Raw genomic sequence first — 21,241 nt, 5'->3', positions numbered from 1 at the left:
AGCCGATGTGACGTAGCTGATGTGACGCAGCCAATGTGACGCGGCCGCTGCGACGCAGCCGGACGGGAGGCGGGCCGGTGGGCGCGTCGGGCCCTTCGGTATCTTGGGCCTGACCTGGGCTGACCTCGCGGAGCAGACGGCCGCCGTGGGCTATTGGACGCCGCGATGACCGGCCGGCCGCTCTGCCGCCCCAGGACCTCGGCGTGCCCTCCCGCATCCCGTACACCGGCCCGCACGGGCGAGAGGACGGCTGATCCGCATGAAGACCCGAACCCCGGAGCCCGTGGCCCGCCGCCGGCTGATCGCCGCGGCAGCGGCGGCCTTCCTTGCCGCGACAGGCTGCGCCGGTCCGCACCGGACGGAGGGAACGGCCATGTCGTCGGGAGCGCGCGGATACCTCACCGCCGCACTGGACGTCATGGAGGGCAACTCGCTCTTCGCGGCGGACATCGACTGGCCGACCGTACGCCGCGGGGCCTTCGCCCGAGCGGGAGGCGCGCGGGTCCCCGCCGATACGTACGGGGCGGTCAGGGAGGCGCTGCGGGCGCTGGGCGACCGGCACAGCCAATTCATGACGCCCCAAGAGGCCGAGCAGGCGCTGAGCCCGGCACCGGATGGCTCCGCGCTGCCGGAGGCAAGGATGCTCGCCGGTTCCATCGGATACCTGTCCCTTCCCGCGGTGTCGTCCGACCGCGCCGCCGCGGCCTACGTGAGCCAGGCCCGGCAGGCCGTCGCGGAGGTCGACGGACAGGGGGCCCGCGGGTGGATCGTGGACCTGCGCAGCAACACGGGCGGGGACATGTGGGGACCGCTCGCAGCGGTGGGGCCCATCCTGGGCGACGGGGAGGTCGGAGCGTTCGTGGAGGCCGACGGAAAGCGGACCCCGTGGACGATCGGGAACGGCACGCCGCGCCAGTACCTCGCCACCTGGGGCCCCGCCACCCCGCTGGCCCATGCCGCCGCTCCGGCGGTGGCGGTGCTCACGAGCAGCCGGACCGCGAGCGCGGCCGAGGCCGTCACCATCGCCTTCCGCGGCCGCCCGGACACCCGCAGCTTCGGCCAGGCCACCCGAGGCATCCCCACGGGCAACGACTCCCACGCCCTCACCGACGGCGCCCTCATCCTCCTGACACAGGCCCGGGAGGCCGACCGTACGGGCCGGATCCACGACGGCCCCCTCCCGCCCGACGAAGCGGTCCCGGACGACAGCCGCGACCTCGGCAGCGGCCAGGACCGGACACTCGAAGCCGCGGCCCACTGGCTTCGGGGCGGGACGGCCCCCGACCGGACGCCCGGGGAATCCTGACGGCCGGGGAATCCTGACGCAGGGGGAATCCTGACGCCCTCCACGCGTTGATCACGGTGTGATCCGCACACTCTCGATACTCGACCGGTCCCGCACCCGCGAGGGGCACCCCGCCGCCCAGGCCCTGCGCGACACCGTGGAGCTCGCGCGCACCGCCGAGCGGCTCGGATACCGCAGGTTCTGGGTGTCCGAGCACCACAGCGTGCCCGGGGTCGCCGGATCCGCGCCCACCGTGCTCGCCGCCGCCGTGGCCGGGGCGACCACCCGGATCCGCGTCGGCACCGGCGGCGTGATGCTGCCCAACCACCAGCCCCTGGTCGTCGCGGAACAGTTCGGGGTCCTGGAGTCGCTGTTCCCCGGCCGGATCGACATGGGGCTCGGCCGCTCGGTCGGCTTCACCGGCGGGATCCGCCGCGCCCTCGGGCGGGACACCGCCGACGCCGACCGGTTCGAGGAGCAGCTGGCGGAGCTGCTGGGCTGGCTCGACGGCTCCCAGCGGGCGCACCCCGAGGTGCACGCCCGCCCGGCGGAGGGGATGCGGATCCCGGCCTACGTGCTGGCCACCGGCGAGGGGGCGGGGATCGCCGCCCGCGCCGGGCTGCCCCTGGTCGTCGGGGACCTGCGGGCCCGGGCGAGGGTCGCGGAGATCGTCACGGCGTACCGCGATGCGTTCCGGCCCTCCGCCTGGGGCGCGCGGCCGTACGTCGTGGCGTCCGGGACGGTCGCGGTGGCGGCCACCGCCGAGGCGGCCCGACGGATCCTGGTGCCGGAGGCCTGGGCGGTCGCGCATTCCCGCACCCGGGGCAGCTTCCCGCCGCTCCGCCCGGCCGAGGAGGTCGAGGCCCTCACCATGAGCCCCAAGGAACGGGAGCTGTACGAGGGCGCCCTGGCCGGGCACATCCACGGCACCGAGGAGCAGGTCGCGGCGGAGCTGTCCGAGGTCGCGGAGCTGACCGGGGCGGACGAGCTGCTGGTCACGACGTCCACGTACGACCGGACGGCCCTACTGGACTCCTTCGGCCGGCTCGCCCGGCTCACCGACCTCACTGGGCTCACTGGGCTCACGGAGGGCGCGGGGCAGCCCGGCCGCTCCGGACACTAAACTAGGACGAATGCACCAGCCCACCACCCCGCACGCCCACGATCCCTACGTCCGCGTCCGCGGCGCCCGGGAGCACAATCTGCGCGGGGTCGACGTGGACATCCCACGGGACGCGCTGACCGTGTTCACCGGGGTCTCCGGCTCCGGCAAGAGCTCGCTGGCCTTCGGCACTCTCTTCGCCGAGGCCCAGCGCCGGTACTTCGAGTCCGTGGCCCCGTACGCCCGCCGCCTGATCCACCAGATCGGTGCGCCGAAGGTCGACTCCGTCACCGGGCTCCCGCCGGCCGTCTCGCTGGAGCAGCGGCGCTCCTCCCCCGGCTCCCGGTCCTCGGTCGGGACGGTGACCATGCTGTCCAACTCCCTGCGGATGCTGTACTCGCGGGCGGGCTCCTACCCTGCGGGCGCCGAGCGCCTGGACTCCGACGCCTTCTCCCCCAACACCGCTGCCGGGGCCTGCCCTTCCTGTCACGGTCTCGGCCGCGTTCACCGCACCAGTGAGGAACTGCTCGTCCCGGACCAGGACCTGTCGATCCGTCAAGGAGCCATCGCGGCCTGGCCGGGCGCGTGGCAGGGCAAGAACCTGCGCGACATCCTGGAGGCCCTCGACCACGACGTGGACGCGCCCTGGCGGGAGCTTCCGGCAGCGGACCGCGAGTGGATCCTTTTCACCGAGGAGCAGCCGGTGGTGACGGTGCATCCGGTACGGGAGGCCGACCGGATCCAACGCCCCTACCAGGGCACGTACATGAGCGCCCACCGGTACGTGATGCGGACCTTCGCCGACAGCAAGAGCCTCACCCTGCGGGCCCGCGCCGAGAAGTTCCTGACCGATTCGCCGTGCCCGGTGTGCGAGGGCAGGCGGCTTCGCCCGGAGGCGCTGGCCGTGACCTTCGCGGGCCGCACGATCGCGGAGCTGGCGGCGCTGGCGCTGACGGAACTGGATGGGGTACTGGCCACCGAGCGCGGCGGCGGCGAGGCCGCCCGCGTGCTCACGGAGGACTTGCGCTCCCGGATCGGCCCGGTCACCGAGCTGGGGCTGGGCTACCTGAGCCTGGACCGCGGAGCCCCGACCCTGTCGGCGGGCGAGCTGCAACGGCTGCGCCTGGCCACGCAGTTGCGTTCGGGGCTGTTCGGGGTGGTGTACGTGCTGGACGAGCCGTCGGCGGGACTGCATCCGGCCGACACGGAGGCGCTGCTCGGCGTACTGGACCGGCTCAAGGAGGCCGGGAACACGGTGTTCGTGGTGGAACACCATCTGGACGTGGTGCGGCACGCGGACTGGCTGGTGGACGTCGGCCCGCTGGCCGGGGAGCACGGCGGACGGGTGCTGCACAGCGGGCCCCCGGAGGCTCTGGCCGCGGTGGCGGACTCGGCGACGGCCCGGTACCTGTTCGGCACCCGGCAGGCTCGGGAAGCACGCTCGGGGGCCGTGCGGAAGGCGACCGGATCCGTCCGGCTCAGCGGTGTGGAGCGGCACAACCTGCGGGACCTGGCGGCGGAGTTCCCGCTCGGGGTGTTCACGGCGGTGACCGGCGTGTCGGGGTCCGGGAAGTCCACGCTGGTGGGCCAGGTGCTCGCACGGGAGGTCCACGGGCGGCTGGCGGAGCCGGAGTTCCCGGTGCGGCGGCTGGTGGAGGTGGACCAGAAGCCGATCGGCCGGACCCCGCGCTCCAACCTGGCCACGTACACGGGGCTGTTCGACGTGGTCCGCCGGCTCTTCACGGCGGCGCCGGAATCGAAGGCGCGGGGCTGGAAGGCGGGCCGCTTCTCCTTCAACGTGCCGGGCGGCCGGTGCGAGTCCTGCCAGGGCGAGGGCTTCGTCTCGGTGGAGCTGCTGTTCCTGCCCAGTACGTACGCCCCTTGCCCGGAGTGCGCGGGGGCCCGGTACAACTCCGAGACCCTGGAGGTCTGTTACTCGGGGCTGAACATCGCGGAGGTGCTCGCCCTGACCGTGGAGTCGGCGGCCTCCTTCTTCGCGGGGGTGCCCGCGGCGGCCCGTAGCCTCGGGGCGCTGACGGACATCGGCCTGGGGTATCTGCGGCTCGGGCAGCCCGCCACGGAGCTGTCGGGCGGCGAGGCGCAGCGCATCAAGCTGGCGACGGAGCTCCAGCGCGTGCGCCGCGACCACACGCTGTACCTGCTGGACGAGCCGACGACGGGACTCCATCCGGCCGATGTCACGGTGCTGCTGCGGCAGTTGCACGGCCTGGTGGACGCAGGACATTCGGTGGTGGTCGTGGAGCACGACATGGCGGTGGTGGCGGGCGCCGACTGGGTCATCGACCTGGGGCCCGGCGGCGGTGCGGACGGCGGCCGGGTGGTGGCCGCGGGCACCCCGGCCGAGGTGGCCCGCGCCGCGGGCAGCCGTACGGCGGCCTATCTGGCGCGGGCCCTCGCGGCGGGCGGGTGAGCGGCAGCGCGGGTCGTCAGGCGTCCGGGGGCTTGGCGAAGTCTCCGTAGCCCTGCCAGTCGAGGACGACGCACGGCTCGTCGCCGAGCACCCAGGCGTCGTGGCCGGGGTCGATCTGGACGAAGTCCCCGGGCTGCGCCTCGATGCTGTCACCGTCGTCCATGACGACCTTCATCCGGCCGCTGACGATGTAGCCCACATGGGCGGCCTCGCAACTGTCGGTTCCCGCAATGGGCTTGATGTGCTGGGACCACTGCCAACCGGGCTCGAACACGGCCCGGCCGACCGGCCCGCTGTCGGTGTTGAGCAGATCGAGCCTGCCCTTGCCGTCCTCGAACCGGCGTGTCTCGTCAGCGGAATCGAAGCCCCTTCGGACGATTCCCGTCATGATCGTCGACCTCCCGGCGCACGACTGCCCCGAGTCCACTTCTCAGAGTACGCCCGTACCGCGCGGTCATCGCGGCGTGCTCGCGGCGTGCTCGCGCGCTCCCGACGTGCTCGCGGGGTCCCGGCGCGACCGCGCGCCGGTGCTACGCGTCCCCGTGGAGCAGGTGCTGCGGCAGCTCGCGGAAGGTCCAGACACCCTGCTTGCGGGCGAACATCCACACCAGGTCGTAGCGGTCGGGCCAGGCGGCCGGCAACCCCAGCACGTCCTGCGCTCCGAGGCCCCGGATCAGGCGGGGCATCCCCTGGTGCTCCCAGCAGACCAGGACGGGCATCCGAGCCGCCAGCACCGCCCGGACCAGGGCGGGCTCGGCTCCGACGGCGAATTCCGCCCGGACGGGAGTACCCAGCGCGGTGGCGAGCGGCTCGACCGTCTGGCGGCACCGCGCGGGCGCCCCCGCCCTGCCGCCGGCCGCGAAGACGGCCCCGGGCCGGGGCAAGGCGGCGCCCCGGGCCGGCGGGAAGAGGGTGGGCAGTTCCTGGGCTCGGCGCCGGCCCCGGACGGCGAGGAAACCGGGGTCCTCGTTGCCTTCGTCGTCCTCGCCGGTGTCCCCGGCGTACGGCTTCTCGGCGTGCCGGATGACCATGACGAGCGCGTCCTTGGCGGCCTCGGGGCCGGGGCGCGGCTTCGGGGGGCGCTCCTCCCCGGCGCAGCCGGCCGCCGCCAGCGGGGCGAGGGCGGCGGCCAGCACGGTGCGGCGGCGCGGGCCGGATCCGGCGGGGGCTTGAGACATGCGCCCACTGTCACCCACGCCCGGGAGGCCGACCGGTCACGGCACGGCGGGGGCCGCTCCGATCATCCGATCGGCGGACGCGTCGTGGTCACGAGCCGGGGTGTCACGGTCACGCACCGCCGGTTCGGGTCGCGCACCGCCGGTTCGGGTCGTGCGCCGCCGGAGCTTCTCGGTCCCCCGGCGGACGCTCCCCCATTTTCATGGAACCCGCAGGTCAGCGCGGGCCTCGGCGGACGGCCCGCAGCCACTCCTTGTTCATGGCGGCGATCGAGGGCAGCGGGATGCCCTTCGGGCAGGCCGTGGCGCACTCGCCGGTCAGGGTGCACCCTCCGAAGCCCTCGGCGTCCATGGTGGCCACCATGTCCAGGACCCGGGTCTCACGCTCCGGCGAGCCCTGCGGGAGCACGTTCAGGTGGTTGACCTTGGCGGAGGTGAAGAGCATCGCGGAGCCGTTGGGGCAGGCCGCCACGCACGCCCCGCAGCCGATGCACTCGGCGTGCTCGAAGGCGTAGTCGGCGTCGGGCTTGGGGACGGCCGTGGCGTGCGCCTCGGGGGCGGCGCCGGTGGGGGCGGTGATGTAGCCGCCGGCCTGGATGACCCGGTCGAGCGCCCCTCGGTCGACGACGAGGTCCTTGACGACGGGGAAGGCCGAGGCCCGCCAGGGTTCGACGTCGATGGTGTCGCCGTCGTCGAAGGAGCGCATGTGGAGCTGGCAGGTCGTGGTGCGCTCCGGCCCGTGGGCGTCGCCGTTGATGACGAGGCTGCACGCGCCGCAGATGCCCTCGCGGCAGTCGTGGTCGAAGGCGACCGGGTCCTCTCCGCTCAGGATGAGGTCCTCGTTGAGGGTGTCGAGCATTTCGAGGAAGGACATGCCCTCCGAGATGCCGTCGACCTCGTACGAGGCCATCGCGCCGGGGGCGTCGGCGTTCTTCTGGCGCCAGACGCGCAGGGTGAGCTTCATGCGTAGCTCCGCTGGGTGGGGTGGACGTACTCGAAGACGAGGTCTTCCTTGTGCAGGACGGGCGCGGCGCCCGTTCCGGTGTACTGCCAGGCGGCCGCGTACCCGAACTCCTCGTCGCGGCGGGCCGCTTCGCCGTCCGGGGTCTGGGACTCCTCGCGGAAGTGGCCGCCGCAGGATTCGGCGCGGTGGAGGGCGTCGAGGCACATCAGCTCGGCGAGCTCCAGGTAGTCGACGATGCGGTTGGCCTTCTCCAGCGACTGGTTGAACTCCTCGCCGCTGCCCGGCACCTTGATCCGCCGCCAGAACTCCTCGCGGATCTCGGGGATCCGGTTGAGGGCTTTGCGCAGGCCCTCTTCGGTCCGGGCCATCCCGCAGTACTCCCACATCAGTTCGCCGATCTCCCGGTGGAAGGAGTCGGGCGTGCGGTCCCCGTCGACGGCGAGCAGCTTGGCGAGGCAGTCGCGGGTCTCGCGGACGGCGGCCGCGGCCTCGGGGTGGGTGTCGTCGACGGCGTCCCGGTGCGGATGGCGGGCCAGGTAGTCGTTGATGGTGGAGGGCAGCACGAAGTAGCCGTCGCCGAGGCCCTGCATGAGGGCGGAGGCGCCGAGGCGGTTGGCTCCGTGGTCGGAGAAGTTCGCCTCGCCGATCGCGAACAGGCCGGGGACGGTGGTCTGGAGGTCGTAGTCGACCCACAGCCCGCCCATCGTGTAGTGCACGGCGGGATAGATCCGCATGGGGACCTCGTACGGGTTCTCCGCGGTGATCCGCTCGTACATGTCGAAGAGGTTGCCGTATTTCTCGGCGACCTTCTCCTTGCCCATCCGGCGGATGGCATCGGCGAAGTCGAGGTAGACGCCCTGGCCGCCGGGGCCGACGCCGCGGCCCTCGTCGCAGACGTTCTTGGCCGCGCGGGAGGCGATGTCGCGGGGCACGAGGTTGCCGAAGGAGGGGTAGATCCGCTCCAGGTAGTAGTCGCGCTCCGCTTCCGGGATGTCGGCTGCGGGGCGGGTGTCGCCCTGGGCCTTGGGGACCCAGATGCGGCCGTCGTTGCGCAGGGACTCGCTCATCAGGGTGAGCTTGGACTGGTGGTCGCCGGTGCGCGGGATGCAGGTGGGGTGGATCTGGGTGAAGCAGGGATTCGCGAAGTAGGCGCCGCGCCGGTGGGCCCGCCAGACGGCGGTCGCGTTGGAGTTCATGGCGTTGGTGGAGAGGTAGAAGACGTTGCCGTAGCCACCGCTCGCGAGGACGACGGCGTCCGCGTAGTAGCTGTCGATCTTGCCGGTGACCAGGTCCCGGGCGACGATGCCGCGGGCCACGCCGTCGACGGTGATCAGGTCCAGCATCTCGGTGCGGGCGTGCATCTCGACGTTGCCGGCGGCGATCTGCCGCGAGAGCGCCTGGTAGGCGCCGAGCAGGAGCTGCTGTCCGGTCTGGCCGCGGGCGTAGAAGGTCCGGGAGACCTGGACGCCGCCGAAGGAGCGGGTGTCGAGGAGGCCGCCGTACTCGCGGGCGAAGGGGACGCCCTGGGCCACGCACTGGTCGATGATCTCGACGGAGATCTGGGCGAGGCGGTGGACGTTGGACTCGCGGGCGCGGAAGTCGCCGCCCTTGACGGTGTCGTAGAAGAGCCGGTGTACGGAGTCGCCGTCGTTGCGGTAGTTCTTGGCCGCGTTGATGCCGCCCTGGGCGGCGATGGAGTGGGCGCGGCGCGGGGAGTCGGAGAAGCAGAACTGGACCACGTGGTAGCCCTGTTCGGCGAGGGTGGCGCCGGCGGCGCCGCCGGCCAGGCCGGTGCCGACGACGATGACGGTGTGACCGCGCCGGTTGGCCGGGTTGACCAGCTTGGCCTCGAAGCGGCGGCGGTCCCAGCGCTCGGCGATGGGGCCTTCGGGCGCCTTGGCGTCGGCGATCGGGTCCCCGGTGGTGTAGTCGGCGTAGTCGGCGTGGCGCATGTTCTCGTTCACCGTCTCGTTCACCGTCTCGCTGCTGCTCGTGTTCTCGCTCATGGTCAGCTCACCACTCCGGTCATGACGGCGACGGGCACGGACACGAAGCCCGCGAAGAGGACGAGGGCGAGGCCGTTGGCCAGGAACTTCAGCGTCCTGTCCCGTCGGGCGTTGCCCGCGCCGAGGGTCTGGGCGGCGCTCCAGAAGCCGTGGCGGACGTGCAGTCCGAGGGCCGCCATCGCCACGAGGTAGATGGTGTTGCCGTACCAGGTGGAGAAGGTGGCGAGGACGTTCTCGTACGGATGTCCGGCCCAGGCCCGCTCGTTCACGGTGAGCGTGGTGAGGTCGAGCAGGTGCCAGACGATGAAGAGGGCGAGGATGACGCCGCCCCAGCGCATGGTGCGGGTGGCATAGCTCGCGCGGCGGCGCTTGTGGGCGTACTTCACCGGGCGCGCCTTGATGTCGCGGCGGCTGAGCTGGTACGCGCAGACCCCGTGCGCGACGACCGCCGCGAGCAGGGCCACCCGGACGATCCACAGGGCCCACTCGTGGTGCAGGAAGGGCGAGCCGAGGGTGCGGAGCCAGTGGGCGTAGCCGTTGAACTCGTCCGCCCCGAAGAAGATCTTGAGGTTTCCGAGCATGTGCACGGCGAGGTAGCCGAGCATGATCAAGCCGGAGACGGCCATCACGGACTTCTTGCCGACGGAGGAGTCCCAGAGCGTTCGCGTGGTGGACGGCCGTCGATCCGTCCGCGTTGCCAGAGCCATGACATTGACGGTAAGGACGAAGGTCCCGAAAGGTCCAAGACATGGCAGAGCTCAAGTCAATAGTCTCAGCCTATGGAGGCGCTAGCCTGGGGTCATGCAGTTCCAGCAGCTGGTCTACTTCGTCGCCGTCGCCGAGACCCGTCACTTCACACGCGCGGCCGAGCGCGAACACGTCGCCCAGCCTTCCCTCTCGCAGCAGATCAAGGCGCTCGAACGGGAGCTGGGCGCCGAACTCTTCAGCCGGGCGCGCGGGAACATCACGCTCACCGACGCCGGCGAGACCCTGCTGCCGCTGGCCCGGCGGATCCTCGCGGACGCGGACACGGCGCGGCTGGAGGTGCAGGAGCTGGCGCAGCTCCGGCGCGGCCGGATCCGGCTGGGGGCCACCCCGAGCCTGTGCACGGGCCTGCTGCCGGGCGTGCTCCGCGCCTTCCACACCGCCCATCCGGGGATCGAGCTGCTGATCGAGGAGAGCGGTTCGCTGGACCTCGTACGGGAGCTCGCGCGGGGCTCCCTGGACCTCGCACTGATCGCCCTGCCGCTACCCCCCTCGGCGCCGGCGCTGACGACGGTGGAGCTGCTGACGGAGGACCTGGTGGTGGTTTCCTCGGCGGCCCTCCCGCCCCCGGCGGGCGGGGGCTCCCTCACGGTGTCCGCGCTGCGCGACGAGCCGATGGTGATGTTCCGGCACGGCTACGACCTGCGGGACCTCACGGTGGCGGCCTGCCGGGCGGAGGGCTTCGAGCCGGTGTTCACGGTGGAGGGCGGCGAGATGGACGCCGTACTGGGCTTCGTCCGCGCGGGGCTCGGCATCGCGGTGGTCCCGGCGATGGTGGCCGACCGCGCGGGCTCCGGCCTGCGCGCCACCCCCCTGGCGGGCTCCCCCCTGCGCCGCACGATCGCCCTGGCCCACCGCACGGACGTGGCACCCCCACGCGCGGCCCGGGAGCTGAAGCGCATCCTGCTGGGCTGATTCTGCTGGGCTGACCCTGCTGGGCCGATGCTGCTGGGCCGATGCTGCCAACCCGAGGCCCGTCAGCCCCCGGCAACCGGGCCGGGCCGGGCCCCGGGCAGCGCCCGGTCGAGGCCGTCGGACAGGAGGGCGAAGGCGCGCTCCGCGTCGACGACGGCGGCCGGGTGGGCCTCGTCGGCGCTCCGGCCGGCCTCGATGCGGAGGAAGTTCTCCCGGCCGAGCTCCCGGCGGGCCGCCACCAGGTATCCGGCTGCCAGCCGGGCGCTGAGCGGGTCGACCGTTTCGGCCTCCAGGACGGCGGCGAGCAACTCCACCTCGCGGGCGGCGTAGTGGGCCAGCCGGGACTCCAGGCTGGCGGTGCCGTAGAGCAGGCGCTGGAAGGCGAGCACGTTCGGGTGGTCGCAGAGCCCGGTGATCGGGTCCCGTTCCGCGAGCGCCGCCAGGAAGTGGGCGCGGACCGCCGCCACCGGGGTCTGCCCGGCGGCCCGGTCGCGCACGACGCGCGCCGCCTCGTCCTGATGGTCGGCGAACCGGTCGAGGACCAGGTCCTCCTTGCTGGGGAAGTAGCGGAACAGCGTGGGCTTGGAGACCTCTGCGGCCGCCGCGACGTCGGCCACCGATACGGCGTCGAAGCCCCGCTCCAGGAAGAGCTCCAGCGCCGTGGCCGCCAGCTGGTGGCGCGTGCGGAGCTTCTTGCTCTCGCGCAGACCCTTCGTGTTCTCCATGGGTCCACCCTAACACGAACGAGTGACCAAGTTACTTTTGTAACCCGGTTGCATTTTCTGTGACGAGCCGCTTTCCTTGAGATACCGACGACGAGGGGACATCTCATGACTGGAGTGGCGGATGCAGGCCTGGCGGATGCAGGCCTGGCGGATGCAATGGACGGAGCGGACGTGCTGATCGTGGGCTCCGGCCCGACCGGCCTCACGCTCGCCTGCGACCTGGCCCGTCGCGGCATCGCGGTGCGGATCATCGAAGGCCGCCCGGGACCACACCACGAGTCCCGGGGCAAGGGCCTCCAGCCGGACAGCCTCGACTTCTTCGAGGAGCTCGGCGTGGCCGGGGAGGTGAGGGCCAAGGGGCGCGAGCACGTGGTGCTGCGCAAGTACTTCGACGGAGAGCCCGTCAAGGACACCGTGGTCAGCGGCGGCCTGCTCGTGGGGCAGTGGCAGGTGGAGGAGGCGCTGCGGGACCGGCTGGGCGAACTGGGCGTGCGTGTCGAGTACGGGTCCCGGCTCGCCGGAATCAGCCAGGACGCGGACGGCGTCCGCGCCGAGCTGGAGGACGGCGCCGTGATCCGGGCCGGATATCTGGCGGGGTGCGATGGCGGGCACAGCACCACCCGCAAACTTCTCGCCATCCCCTTCGAGGGGAACGGGGAGAGGGAACCGGCGATGGTGCTCGGGGATGTCCGGGCACCGGGGCTCAGCCGTGAGGTCTGGCACCAGTGGTTCACCTCGGACGGGGGCGGGATCCTGCTCTGCCCGATGCCGGGGACGGACACGTTCCAACTGCAGGCCCCGCCCGAGACGGGCGAAGGGGGCGAGGCGCTGCCGCCCTCGCTGGAGAGCTTCCAGCGGCTCTTCGACCGGCACGCCCGGATGCCGGGGATCCGGCTGGCCGACCCCACCTGGCTCTCCTCCTGGCGGGTCAACGTCCGCATGGCCACCCGGATACGCGAGGGCCGGGCCTTCCTCGCCGGAGACGCGGCGCACGTCCACCCCATAGCCGGCGGACTGGGCATGAACACCGGCATCCAGGACGCCGCCGCCCTCGGCCGGACGCTGGCCGCAGTCCTCTCCGGGACGGCCGGGGAGGAAGCCCTCGACGCGTACCAGGCGGAGCGGCTGCCGGTGGCCGCGGAGCTCCTGGCCGACACGGCACGGCGCTACGAGCGGGTGCTGGCGGCCGTCCGCGAGCCGGGCCGGGGCACCGAGGCGGGCCTGGAGTGAGCCCGGCCGCCCCCGGACCATGCGGTCCAGGGGGCGGGCCGTGCGGGTGGCGTTCAGGACATGGGGACCGCGTCCGACAGGGACAGGGTGTGGATGCGGTCGGCGGCGCCCGGGCGGGCGTAGTACCAGCCCTGGGCCGTGTCGCAGCCGAGGGCTCGGAGCTGGGCGGCCTGGGCGCCGGTTTCCACGCCCTCGACGGTGACGGCGAGTTCGAGGCTGTGGGCCAGGGCGACGATGCCCTCCACGATCTTGACGTCGACCGGGTTGGCCGGGTGCTGCTGCATGCCCTTGGTGAAGGAGCGGTCCAGTTTCAGGACGCTGACGGGCAGGCGGCGCAGGTTGGCCAGGTTCGAGTAGCCGGTACCGAAGTCGTCGAGGGCGATGTCCACGCCGAGGGCGGCGAGCCGGCGCAGGGGTTCGAGGAGTTCGTCGTCGGCGCCGATCAGGGCCGACTCGGTGACCTCCAGGCACAGCGTGCCCGGAGACAGGCCCGAGGACTCCAGGACCCGGATCGTGTCGGCGACCAGGCCGGGGTGGTGCAGCTGGGTCGGTGACAGGTTGACGTTGATCCGCAGAGTGGCGCCGCCCTTCTGGTGCTGCCAGGCACGGGCCTGGCGGACCGACTCCTCCAGGACCCAGCGGCCGAGCGGCACGATCAGGCCGGTGCGTTCGGCGAGGGGAATGAACCGGTCCGGGCCCAGCACCCCGTGCTGCGGGTGCGACCAGCGCACCAGTGCCTCGGCGCCGTGCACGCTGCCGTCGTGCATGTGGACCAGCGGCTGGTACTCGATGAAGAACTCGCCGCGTTCCAGCGCCGCCGGGAGGGCGTTGGTCAGGCCGTGCCGGGTGATGGCGCGCGCGTCGGCGGCGGCGTCGGCGAACTCGAACCGGTTGCCGCCGGCCGCCTTGGCCCGGTACATGGTGATGTCGGCGCTGCGCAGCACCTCCGCGGGGGTGCGCTCACGGGCCGGACCCTCGACGATGCCGATGCTGCCCCGGACCGTCAGCTCACGGCCCTCCAGCCGGATCGGGACGGAGAGGGCGGAGAGGATCCGTACGGCGAGTTCGGTGGCCTTCTCCTCGGTGTCGGGACCGGTGGTCAGCGCCACGAACTCGTCGCCGCCGAGCCGGGCGACCACCTCGCCCGGTCCGGTCGCGCAGCTCTGGAGCCGGTCGGCGACCTCCACCAGCAGCCGGTCGCCGGCCGAGTGACCGAGGCTGTCGTTGACCGCTTTGAAGCCGTCGAGATCGAGGTAGCACAAGCCGAAGCGGGAGCCGCCGGAGCCGCTCAGGGCCTTCTCCAGGCGTTCGAAGAAAAGGGTCCGGTTCGGCAGGCCGGTCAGGGCGTCGTGGGTGGCCTCGTAGCGCAGGCGCAGGTTCAGCAGCCGGCGCTCGGTGGTGTCCTCCATCAGGGCCAGCTGATACTGCGGCACGCCCTCGGCGTCGCGCAACAGCGAGACCGTCAGGTTGGTCCACAGCACGGTGCCGTCGTGCCGGTAGTACGGCTTCTCGACGCGGTAGCTCTCGCGTTCGCCGCGCACGAGCTCCCCGTACATCCGCCAGACGTGCGGGGTGTCGTCGGGGTGGCTCCATTCGCTGACGTTGCGGCCGCGGACGTGCCCGTCCATGCCGCCGAACATCTGCAGCAGCGCGTCGTTGATCTCCAGGACGTTGCCCTCCAGATCGGCGATGCCGATCCCGATGGCCGCGCCCTCGAAGACCGCCCGGAAGCGCTCCTCGCTCGCGTGCAGCGCCTGCTGGGCGTCGATGCGGGCGGTCAGGGCGGAGCGGGCGATCGCCTCCTGCTCCTTGAGCGTGCGCTCGCGCAGGGCGCGGGCGAACCCGGCCGCGATGCCGTGCTGGAGCCGGGCACAACGGGACCGGTACTCCTCGGTTCCCTCGATGCTCTCGGCGTCGGGGCCCTGCGGACCGCAGTACAGCACCAGGTAGGACTCGACGACGCCGAGCGTGCCGGCCAGCGCCTCCGGGTCGGTGCAGTGGACCGCGACGAGTTCCTCCCCGACCCGCTGGCCGACGGAGGAGTCGAAGGGGCGGGCGCGCAGGGCCTCGACGAGGGTGCGGGTGAGGGGTACGAGGTGGCGTTCGAACTCGCCGCGGGTGAGCGAGGTCGCGGTGACCGGGAAGATCGCCCGCCCCCAGATGGTCGCGAACCGCCCGATCCGGTCCTCCAGACCGCCCTGCGGCGCGGCCGGGTCGTCCGCCGTCTGCGTCGGCAGTCTCACGCCTTGCGTCCCACGCCTGCGAAGCCCGAGAAGGCGTAGGGGTCTTCGTCCGCGGGCTCGCCCTCCGGCCCGCCGGTCGTGTCGGGCCGCCAGTCGGGCATCGACACCAGTCCGGGCTCGATCAGGCCGAAGCCGGTGAAGAAGCGCCGGATCTGCTCCCCGTCCCGCATGACGAGGGGGTTGCGGATCTCGCGGTAGACGCCGACGGTTCCGCTCGCGACCTCCTCCGAGAGCGGGATCCCCTCGTACGAGGCGTGCGTGAGGATCAGCAGGCTGCCGGGTGCCAGCGCGTCGCACAGTTGGGCGACGGCGTCGTAGGGCTCGTCCGAGTCCTCCAGGAAGTGCAGGACGGCGACGAGCATCAGGGCGACCGGGCGGCTCAGGTCGAGCCCCTGCGCGACCTCGGGGGCGGACAGGATGTCCTGGGGCTTGCGCAGGTCGGCGGCGACGACCCCGGTCCGCTCGGTGCCGGCCAGGACGGCCTGGCTGTGGGCGACGGCCACCGGGTCGTGGTCGACGTAGACCACGCGTGCCTCGGGGCTGGCGACCTGGGCGATCTCGTGGACATTGCCGAAGGTCGGGATGCCGGAGCCGATGTCGAGGAACTGCGTCACGCCCTCGGCCACGGCGTACCGGACCGCACGGCGCATGAATGCCCGGTTGGCCTGCATGATCTTGGGCAGGCCCGGCATGAATTCCATGGCCCGACGGGCCGCCTGCCTGTCGACCTCGAAATTGTGGGAGCCGCCCAGGTAGTAATCGTAGATACGGGACACGCTCGGCACCGATATGTCGATGCCTGGCGGGGCCCAGGCGGGGCGCTCCATCGGGGTCTCCAAGCCTTGGTCCTGCATCGGTCCGGACGGGTCGGACTCCTGTCCGAGCCGAATGTACTGATCATTGCCCAACGGAGCGAGCGAAAGCGGAAATTGGCGATCCGTTCTTCGTCACACGTCAAAGGCCGGACGGGCGACGCCCGGGGAATGATCGAAACCGACAAATACCTTTTGGGAAAAGGCCGGTGAACGATCGGACACGAAGCGAGTCTGGCTCAAACCTCCGTAGCCAAAGCCTCACCCGTTCAGGCGAACCCAGGTCAACCTTCCCGCGCGCGGGCGCGCGCGACCCCATGATCCCCGGGTGAAAAGAGCCTCTTCCAGGCGCCTGCTGGCAGTCCCGGTCCTCCTGTGGGCGGCCCTGTCCGCGACACCGGCCATGGCCGATAGCAGCGCATACGCGACGATCGACGCCGACGGCGGGGCGAGCGCCGTCAGGGCCGCCGTGTCCGCCTTCGGCAGCGCGACCGGGGGCACCCGAGGTGGCGGACGTCACGGCGAACAGGGCCACCAACGCGACCAAGGCAACCGGGGCGATCACGGCAACCAGGGCAGCCGGGGCGATCGCGGCAACCAGGGCGGACCGGGCAACCACGGCAACCACGGGCGCGGCCATGGCCACGGCGGCCACGGCCACGGCCACGGCCACGGCGGACACGGTCACGGCCCCGGCGGCCACCACGGACACCCGCCCTGCCCACCGCCGCCTCCCCCGCCGTGCCCGCCCAAGCCCACCCCGCCCCCTCCACCGCCACCCCCGAAGCCGATCCCCACCCCGAAACCGCCGCCTCCACCACCCCCGCCACCGCCCGCTCCGAAGCCGGTGCCGAAACCCCCCGTACCGGCCCCGCCCCCCGAGCGCCCGGCACCCGCTCCCCCGGCCCCGGCTCCGAAACCGGCCCCCAAGCCGGTCCCGAAACCCGTCCCGGAGCCACCCGCGCCGCCGGCACCCGCGCCTGCGCCGCCCCGGGTGATCCCCGCGGCCGCGCCCGCGAAGCCGATCGCGCGCCCCTCGTACCACGCGGCGGCCCGCAAGCCGCTCGAGCACCACATCTCACCGGTGACCTTCACCTTGATGACCGCGACCCCCGCGGTGCTCGCGATCATCGCGCTGCGCCCCCGCTAGCGCCGCCGCATTCCACCCCGTAATCGATTGGGAGTCATCTTGTCGGAATGGCTCGTCCTGTCCCTCGCGATGGCCGCGGCGTGTGCCGTGGTGCTGTCCATCGCCTTCTTCAACCAGCGCCGGATCGGCGAGGACGACGATCCCAGCGAAACCCCGGACGTCATCGAGTACATGACGATGATGATCGGCGTGATCTACGCGATCGTGCTGGGCCTGGCGATCGCCGGCGTCTGGGAGGGCCGCGGGGCCGCCCAGGAGTACGTACGCCAGGAATCGCAGGCCCTGCACGAGATCAGCGTCCGCTCCGAGGTCTACCCGGCCGAGGTCCGCAAGAAGATCAAGTCCGACGTGGACGCCTACGTGACCTACGTCGTCGACACCGAATGGAAGGAGATGGCCGAGACCGGCGAGCTGACGGACCGCAGCGGGGAGCTGCTGGACCGCATCCGCCGCGATGTGACCGACTACGAACCACAGACCGACCACGAGGGCCAGGCGTACCAGCCGCTCGTGGACCAGGTCGCCGTGGTCGACGACGCGCGCAACGCACGCGGCCTCAGCGCCGGGGCCACCATGCCCGGCGTGGTCTGGTTCGGCCTGATCGCCGGTGCCCTGGTGACCGTGGGGCTGATCTTCACCTTGCAGATCAGGCGCTCGTTCCGGGAACTGCTGCTGGCAGGGCTGTTCAGCGCGCTGATCGCGTTCCTGCTGTTCCTCATCTGGGACTTCGACGCACCCTTCGGCCGGGGCATCGCCGCCACTGCCGAGCCGTTCCTCTCCCAGTTCCCGTATCTGGACCTGAGCGGCTGACACCGCGTCGCCCCCCGCGGTCGCACCGCACCGCACCGCACCGCACCGCACCGCACCGCACCGCACCGCACCGGGGACCGACCGCCCCCCACCGCGGCCCGGCAAACCGGGGACGGGCCTCCCGTCCCCGGTTCGGCCTACCGCCATGCCCCATTCGCCCGTTCCTGATCGCGGGTCACCGCGCCCGGACCTAGCGTGGCGGACATCGAGGCGCACGACCCCCCACGTGCGGAAACCGTTCCGCGGCTGCTCCTCGGGGATCCGGAGAATCAACCATGGGCGCGATACGCACCTCCCCCACAGCCCTGTTGGGCGCCGCCGCGGCGGGCGCCCTGCTCGTCTTCGGCGCGGCGGCCGCGCCCGCCGCGCGTGCGGCCGAGGCCGCGCCCATCACCTCCTTCGGTTTCGCCATCACCCCCTCGACGGTCGCCCCCGGCGGCCAGGTGGTGCTGTCCGTCACCGGCTGCAACGCCGCCTTCGCCACCGTCTCCTCCGGCGTCTTCGACACCGTGAGCATCGACCGGGGCAAGACCGCACGGGTCACCGTGGACCGGGACGCGCGGCGCGGAGCCCAGTACTCCGTCTCCTTCACCTGCGCGGGCGAGACCGGCTCGGCCGACCTCACGATCACCGGCGGCACCGGCAGGCCCACGACCAGTTCCACCGTCGGTGCCCGAAAGACCGCGAGCGCGGTCACCGGTACGAGTACGGGTACCAGCGCCGGCACCGGTACGGGCGCTTCGCGCCCCGCCGCCCTCGGCGTCCGCGGAGGCCTCGGCGGCAGCATCGCCGCGCTCGATCCCCTGGAACTCGGCGCCGGCGCGGGGCTCGTCCTCGGCGGGCTGGTCGGTCTCGGATACGCCCTGCGCCGCCGGGACATCCGCCGCATCCACTGACCCCGCCGCACCACCGGCCCACGCCTACGGCCGCACACACCCACACCCACACCCACATGAACTCCCCGAAAACGCCGGTCGCCCCGTGTCCTGGCCAGGACACGGGGCGACCGGCGTTTTCGGGCCGACCGGGGAGGTCGGCCGGTCAGGCCCGGCCGCGGATCGGGCGCCGGCGGCGCATCACGTGGGCACCGGCGCCGAGGGCCGCCGCACCGACGAGGCTCGCGCCGATGGCGGTCTCGGCGGTGGACGGGCCGAGGGAGCCGCCGATGCCGCCCTGGGCGCCGCGGCCGTCCAGGATCGTGAAGCGGTGCGTGGCGACCAGGCTGTTGTCGTGGCACTTGACCGACAGCGTGTGGTGCCCGGGAGACGCGTGGTTGAAGATCCGGACGGTCGCGAAGCCGATGGAGCCTGCCGACAGGTTCGTCTGCGGAAAGTTGCCGTGCGAGAAGACGATGCCGCCGTGGCCGCAGCCGGCCGCGCTGACCTGCATCGTGGAGCCCTGGTGCACGGAGTACGGGTTGACCGTGACATTGCTCGGCCCGCCGTTTCCTCCCGAGGGCGGACCGCCCGCAGGGTTCGCGGAGGCGAATGGGGCACTGAGGGCGATGGCGGCGCAAGTGGCCGCCGCGGTCACGGTGAGAGCGCGGAGAACACGCATGGTGGAACCTCCAGCGGGAAGCGCCCCGGAGCGGTGGCCCGGGCAGATCGACGAGAACGCCTCCCATCACGAACCCTCGACTCGGTCCGCAACCAGCGCATTTCCACCTTTGGGCCGCAAGGTTGAGCGACACGCCGAAGCGCGGACGCGTTTGCTGACGGATCCGCAGGTCACGACCCGTCAGGCATTTATGTGACGATTACCTGGATGGCCGCACCCCTTCCGGCCCCACCACCCGTTCGCCCTTCCCCGATCGCCGTCCCGCACGCACCGCCTTAGCGTGCGTGAAGTAGGGCGTGAAGGGGTGGGACAAGAACGCGGGTCGGGACCCCCGCGTCGGGAAGGGAGAACCATGCTCGAGGACGAGAGTGAGAGGCCACCGAGGAGGCGCTCCCCCTGGGGTGCGATCGCGCTGGTCATGCTCACCGGCCTCGCCATGATGCGCAACGGAGCCGAGGCCGGCGACGGACCCCCGCAGCCGGCCGCAGCCGCCGCGGTCAGCGCACCGGCCGGGTCGGCGGTCGGGCCACGGGCCGACCAGGCACCCTCGGAGCCGCCCGTGCCGCCGCCGGACATGGAGGCGCTGGACCACTCGTCGGTACAGCGCGTCCGGATCCCGTCGATCAGCGTGGACGCACCGGTGATGACGGTCGGGCTGGACGCGCAGGGCTGGATCGACGCGCCGCCCCCGCAGGACAAGAACCTGGCCGGCTGGTACCTCAACGGCATCTCGCCGGGCCAGCGGGGTTCGGCGGTGATCGTGGGCCACGTGGACAACGCGCAGGGCCCCGCGGTCTTCTTCGGACTGGGCTCGGTCCAGAAGGGCAGCCGCATCGAGGTGGCACGCTACGACGGCCGCACGGCGGTGTTCGAGGTGTACGGCGTGGAGGTCTTCTCCAAGAACACCTTCCCCGGATCCCGGGTCTACGGGGACACCGGGCACCCGGAGCTCCGGGTGATCACCTGCGGCGGCGGCTACTCCAAGGGGCGCGGCTACGACGGCAACGTCGTCGTGTTCGCGCGGATGGTGGAGGCCCGCTGACCCACCCACCCGCGCGGCGGCGGCGGACCGTGCCGCCGCCGTGCGGGGGCGGGGTCGGGGCGGGCCCCTCAGCGCGACGGCAGCTCCGGCAGCGTCATCCGGAACCCCCGTCCGAGCAGTTGCGGCAGGTAGCTCGCCAGCGCCTGCACGCTCTGCGAGCGGTCGCCGCCCGCGTCGTGGTTCAGCACGATCACCCCGGGCGCGGCCTGCTTGAGGACCCGCGACACGATCGACACGGTGCCCGGCTCCTTCCAGTCCAGGGTGTCCACGGTCCAGGCGAGCGGTTCCATGCCGAGTTCCGCGCCGATCTCGAAGGCGGCCCGGTTCCACGCCCCGTAGGGCGCCCGGAACCACTGCGGAGCCGTGCCGACGGCCTGTTGGACGACCTCGCTGGTGCGGCCGATCTCGGAGGCCATCGCCGGCCGGCTGATCTTGGTGAGCTGGGGATGGGTCCAGGTGTGATTGCCGATGACGTGTCCCTCGGCCACCATCCTGCGCAGCAGGTCCTTGTTGTCGACCGCCATCTCCCCGCAGACGAAGAACATGGCCCGGACGCCGTGGCGCGCGAGGGTGTCCAGGATGGCCGGGGTGTAGCGGGGGTCGGGGCCGTCGTCGAAGGTGAGGGTCATGGCGCTCGCCGACCCACTTTCTCGTTGGGCGTCGGCGGGCAGTTCCAGGATCGGCCGGGTCCGTACGGCGGGCTTCGCGGCGGGCACGTGCTCCGGGGCCCCTTCGGAGGTCATCGGCTCGAGCCTGTACGGGGATCCGCGCGGGAACTGCGGCAGTCCGCCGGGGGCTCCGGTGAGGGGGCCTGGCCCCGCGGCTCCACCGGGTACCGCCCCGGGGCCGGTACCTGCCGCGGGGCCGCCCGCGCCCGGTGTCGGCAGGTCGGTCTCACCGCCCGTCAGCAGCCCTGCGGCGGCGGCGACTCCGAGGAAGACGGCGGAACGCAGGAGCATGCGTCGCCCTACTGTCGGCTCGTCATTTTTCATTACTACTACGTATCAACGACATCGCCGCAGATGTCGA

19 protein-coding genes are annotated in these 21,241 nt (G+C 72.4%); 9 read left to right on the top strand and 10 right to left on the bottom strand.

Translation table 11 applies throughout. The annotated features are described in order from the left end of the window. Positions 1–259 precede the first annotated feature (259 nt). From OG247_RS37295 to OG247_RS37285, 3 genes are read left to right on the top strand one after another with little or no spacing between them, the layout of a single operon-like run. On the top strand, positions 260–1,306 hold the full coding sequence (locus OG247_RS37295) for a S41 family peptidase (RefSeq protein ID WP_327256389.1): 1,047 nt from the start codon (positions 260–262) through the stop codon (positions 1,304–1,306). Positions 1,307–1,364: 58 nt separating this feature from the next. Then, on the top strand, positions 1,365–2,408 hold the full coding sequence (locus tag OG247_RS37290) for an LLM class flavin-dependent oxidoreductase (RefSeq protein ID WP_327256388.1): 1,044 nt from the start codon (positions 1,365–1,367) through the stop codon (positions 2,406–2,408). A 10-nt stretch (positions 2,409–2,418) separates the two neighbouring features. Further along, positions 2,419–4,818, top strand: coding sequence for an excinuclease ABC subunit UvrA (locus OG247_RS37285; protein ID WP_327256387.1), 2,400 nt, complete (start codon positions 2,419–2,421; stop codon positions 4,816–4,818). A 16-nt stretch (positions 4,819–4,834) separates the two neighbouring features. Here the strand turns inward: OG247_RS37285 and OG247_RS37280 are convergent, their stop codons facing one another. From OG247_RS37280 to OG247_RS37260, 5 genes are all read right to left on the bottom strand, one after another. Next, positions 4,835–5,206, bottom strand: a complete 372-nt coding sequence (locus tag OG247_RS37280) for a cupin domain-containing protein (RefSeq protein WP_327256386.1) — start codon at positions 5,204–5,206, stop codon at positions 4,835–4,837. Positions 5,207–5,348: 142 nt separating this feature from the next. After that, on the bottom strand, positions 5,349–5,996 hold the full coding sequence (locus tag OG247_RS37275) for a hypothetical protein (protein WP_327256385.1): 648 nt from the start codon (positions 5,994–5,996) through the stop codon (positions 5,349–5,351). 214 nt (positions 5,997–6,210) lie between these two features. Next, positions 6,211–6,957 (bottom strand): succinate dehydrogenase/fumarate reductase iron-sulfur subunit, encoded by a 747-nt coding sequence (locus OG247_RS37270; protein WP_243341339.1) that lies wholly within the window; start codon positions 6,955–6,957, stop codon positions 6,211–6,213. Then, entirely contained in the window at positions 6,954–8,909 is a 1,956-nt protein-coding gene (locus OG247_RS37265; protein ID WP_327257768.1) for a fumarate reductase/succinate dehydrogenase flavoprotein subunit, read from the bottom strand. Before OG247_RS37265 ends, OG247_RS37270 begins: the two co-directional genes overlap by 4 nt. A gap of 56 nt (positions 8,910–8,965) precedes the next feature. After that, positions 8,966–9,670 (bottom strand): succinate dehydrogenase cytochrome b subunit, encoded by a 705-nt coding sequence (locus OG247_RS37260; protein ID WP_327256384.1) that lies wholly within the window; start codon positions 9,668–9,670, stop codon positions 8,966–8,968. A gap of 94 nt (positions 9,671–9,764) precedes the next feature. On the opposite strand from OG247_RS37260, the gene OG247_RS37255 reads away from it, so the two are divergent. After that, complete coding sequence (locus OG247_RS37255; protein WP_327256383.1) at positions 9,765–10,643, top strand: LysR family transcriptional regulator; 879 nt, start codon at positions 9,765–9,767, stop codon at positions 10,641–10,643. A 62-nt stretch (positions 10,644–10,705) separates the two neighbouring features. On the opposite strand, the gene OG247_RS37250 is transcribed toward OG247_RS37255, so the two are convergent. Next, on the bottom strand, positions 10,706–11,368 hold the full coding sequence (locus tag OG247_RS37250) for a TetR/AcrR family transcriptional regulator (protein ID WP_327256382.1): 663 nt from the start codon (positions 11,366–11,368) through the stop codon (positions 10,706–10,708). A 156-nt stretch (positions 11,369–11,524) separates the two neighbouring features. Here OG247_RS37250 and OG247_RS37245 point away from each other — a divergent pair, with 156 nt between their 5' ends. Then, positions 11,525–12,598 (top strand): FAD-dependent monooxygenase, encoded by a 1,074-nt coding sequence (locus OG247_RS37245; RefSeq protein WP_327256381.1) that lies wholly within the window; start codon positions 11,525–11,527, stop codon positions 12,596–12,598. A 53-nt stretch (positions 12,599–12,651) separates the two neighbouring features. On the opposite strand, the gene OG247_RS37240 is transcribed toward OG247_RS37245, so the two are convergent. Then, the gene (locus OG247_RS37240) at positions 12,652–14,841 is read right to left on the bottom strand and encodes a putative bifunctional diguanylate cyclase/phosphodiesterase (RefSeq protein WP_327256380.1); all 2,190 of its coding nucleotides are present in this window, start codon (positions 14,839–14,841) and stop codon (positions 12,652–12,654) included. After that, complete coding sequence (locus OG247_RS37235; RefSeq protein WP_327256379.1) at positions 14,838–15,668, bottom strand: SAM-dependent methyltransferase; 831 nt, start codon at positions 15,666–15,668, stop codon at positions 14,838–14,840. The genes OG247_RS37240 and OG247_RS37235 overlap by 4 nt, the downstream gene beginning before the upstream one ends. A gap of 979 nt (positions 15,669–16,647) precedes the next feature. Between OG247_RS37235 and OG247_RS37230 the strand changes: the two genes are divergently transcribed. The 3 genes from OG247_RS37230 to OG247_RS37220 all read left to right on the top strand — a co-directional run bounded on the left by OG247_RS37230 (position 16,648) and on the right by OG247_RS37220 (position 18,509). Then, a complete protein-coding gene (locus tag OG247_RS37230) occupies positions 16,648–16,803 on the top strand; it encodes a hypothetical protein (RefSeq protein ID WP_327256378.1) in 156 nt (51 codons plus the stop codon). 39 nt (positions 16,804–16,842) lie between these two features. Further along, positions 16,843–17,613, top strand: a complete 771-nt coding sequence (locus tag OG247_RS37225; RefSeq protein ID WP_327256377.1) for a bestrophin-like domain — start codon at positions 16,843–16,845, stop codon at positions 17,611–17,613. Between the two features lie 275 nt (positions 17,614–17,888). Next, entirely contained in the window at positions 17,889–18,509 is a 621-nt protein-coding gene (locus OG247_RS37220) for a hypothetical protein (RefSeq protein ID WP_327256376.1), read from the top strand. A 145-nt stretch (positions 18,510–18,654) separates the two neighbouring features. Here OG247_RS37220 and OG247_RS37215 read toward each other — a convergent pair whose 3' ends face one another. Then, positions 18,655–19,170: a hypothetical protein gene (locus OG247_RS37215; protein ID WP_327256375.1), complete on the bottom strand. Its 516-nt coding sequence runs from the start codon at positions 19,168–19,170 to the stop codon at positions 18,655–18,657. A 352-nt stretch (positions 19,171–19,522) separates the two neighbouring features. Here OG247_RS37215 and OG247_RS37210 point away from each other — a divergent pair, with 352 nt between their 5' ends. Further along, positions 19,523–20,212 carry a class F sortase gene (locus tag OG247_RS37210; RefSeq protein ID WP_327256374.1) on the top strand — a complete coding sequence of 230 codons (690 nt, stop codon included), beginning with the start codon at positions 19,523–19,525 and terminating at the stop codon, positions 20,210–20,212. Between the two features lie 68 nt (positions 20,213–20,280). Here OG247_RS37210 and OG247_RS37205 read toward each other — a convergent pair whose 3' ends face one another. Then, positions 20,281–21,171, bottom strand: a complete 891-nt coding sequence (locus OG247_RS37205) for a polysaccharide deacetylase family protein (RefSeq protein WP_327256373.1) — start codon at positions 21,169–21,171, stop codon at positions 20,281–20,283. Positions 21,172–21,241 lie beyond the last annotated feature (70 nt).

Source organism: Streptomyces sp. NBC_01244 (assembly GCF_035987325.1).
Classification (GTDB): Bacteria; Actinomycetota; Actinomycetes; order Streptomycetales; family Streptomycetaceae; genus Streptomyces.
Note: the sequence above shows the minus strand (reverse complement) of the source record. Positions and strands in the feature narration are given on the sequence as shown.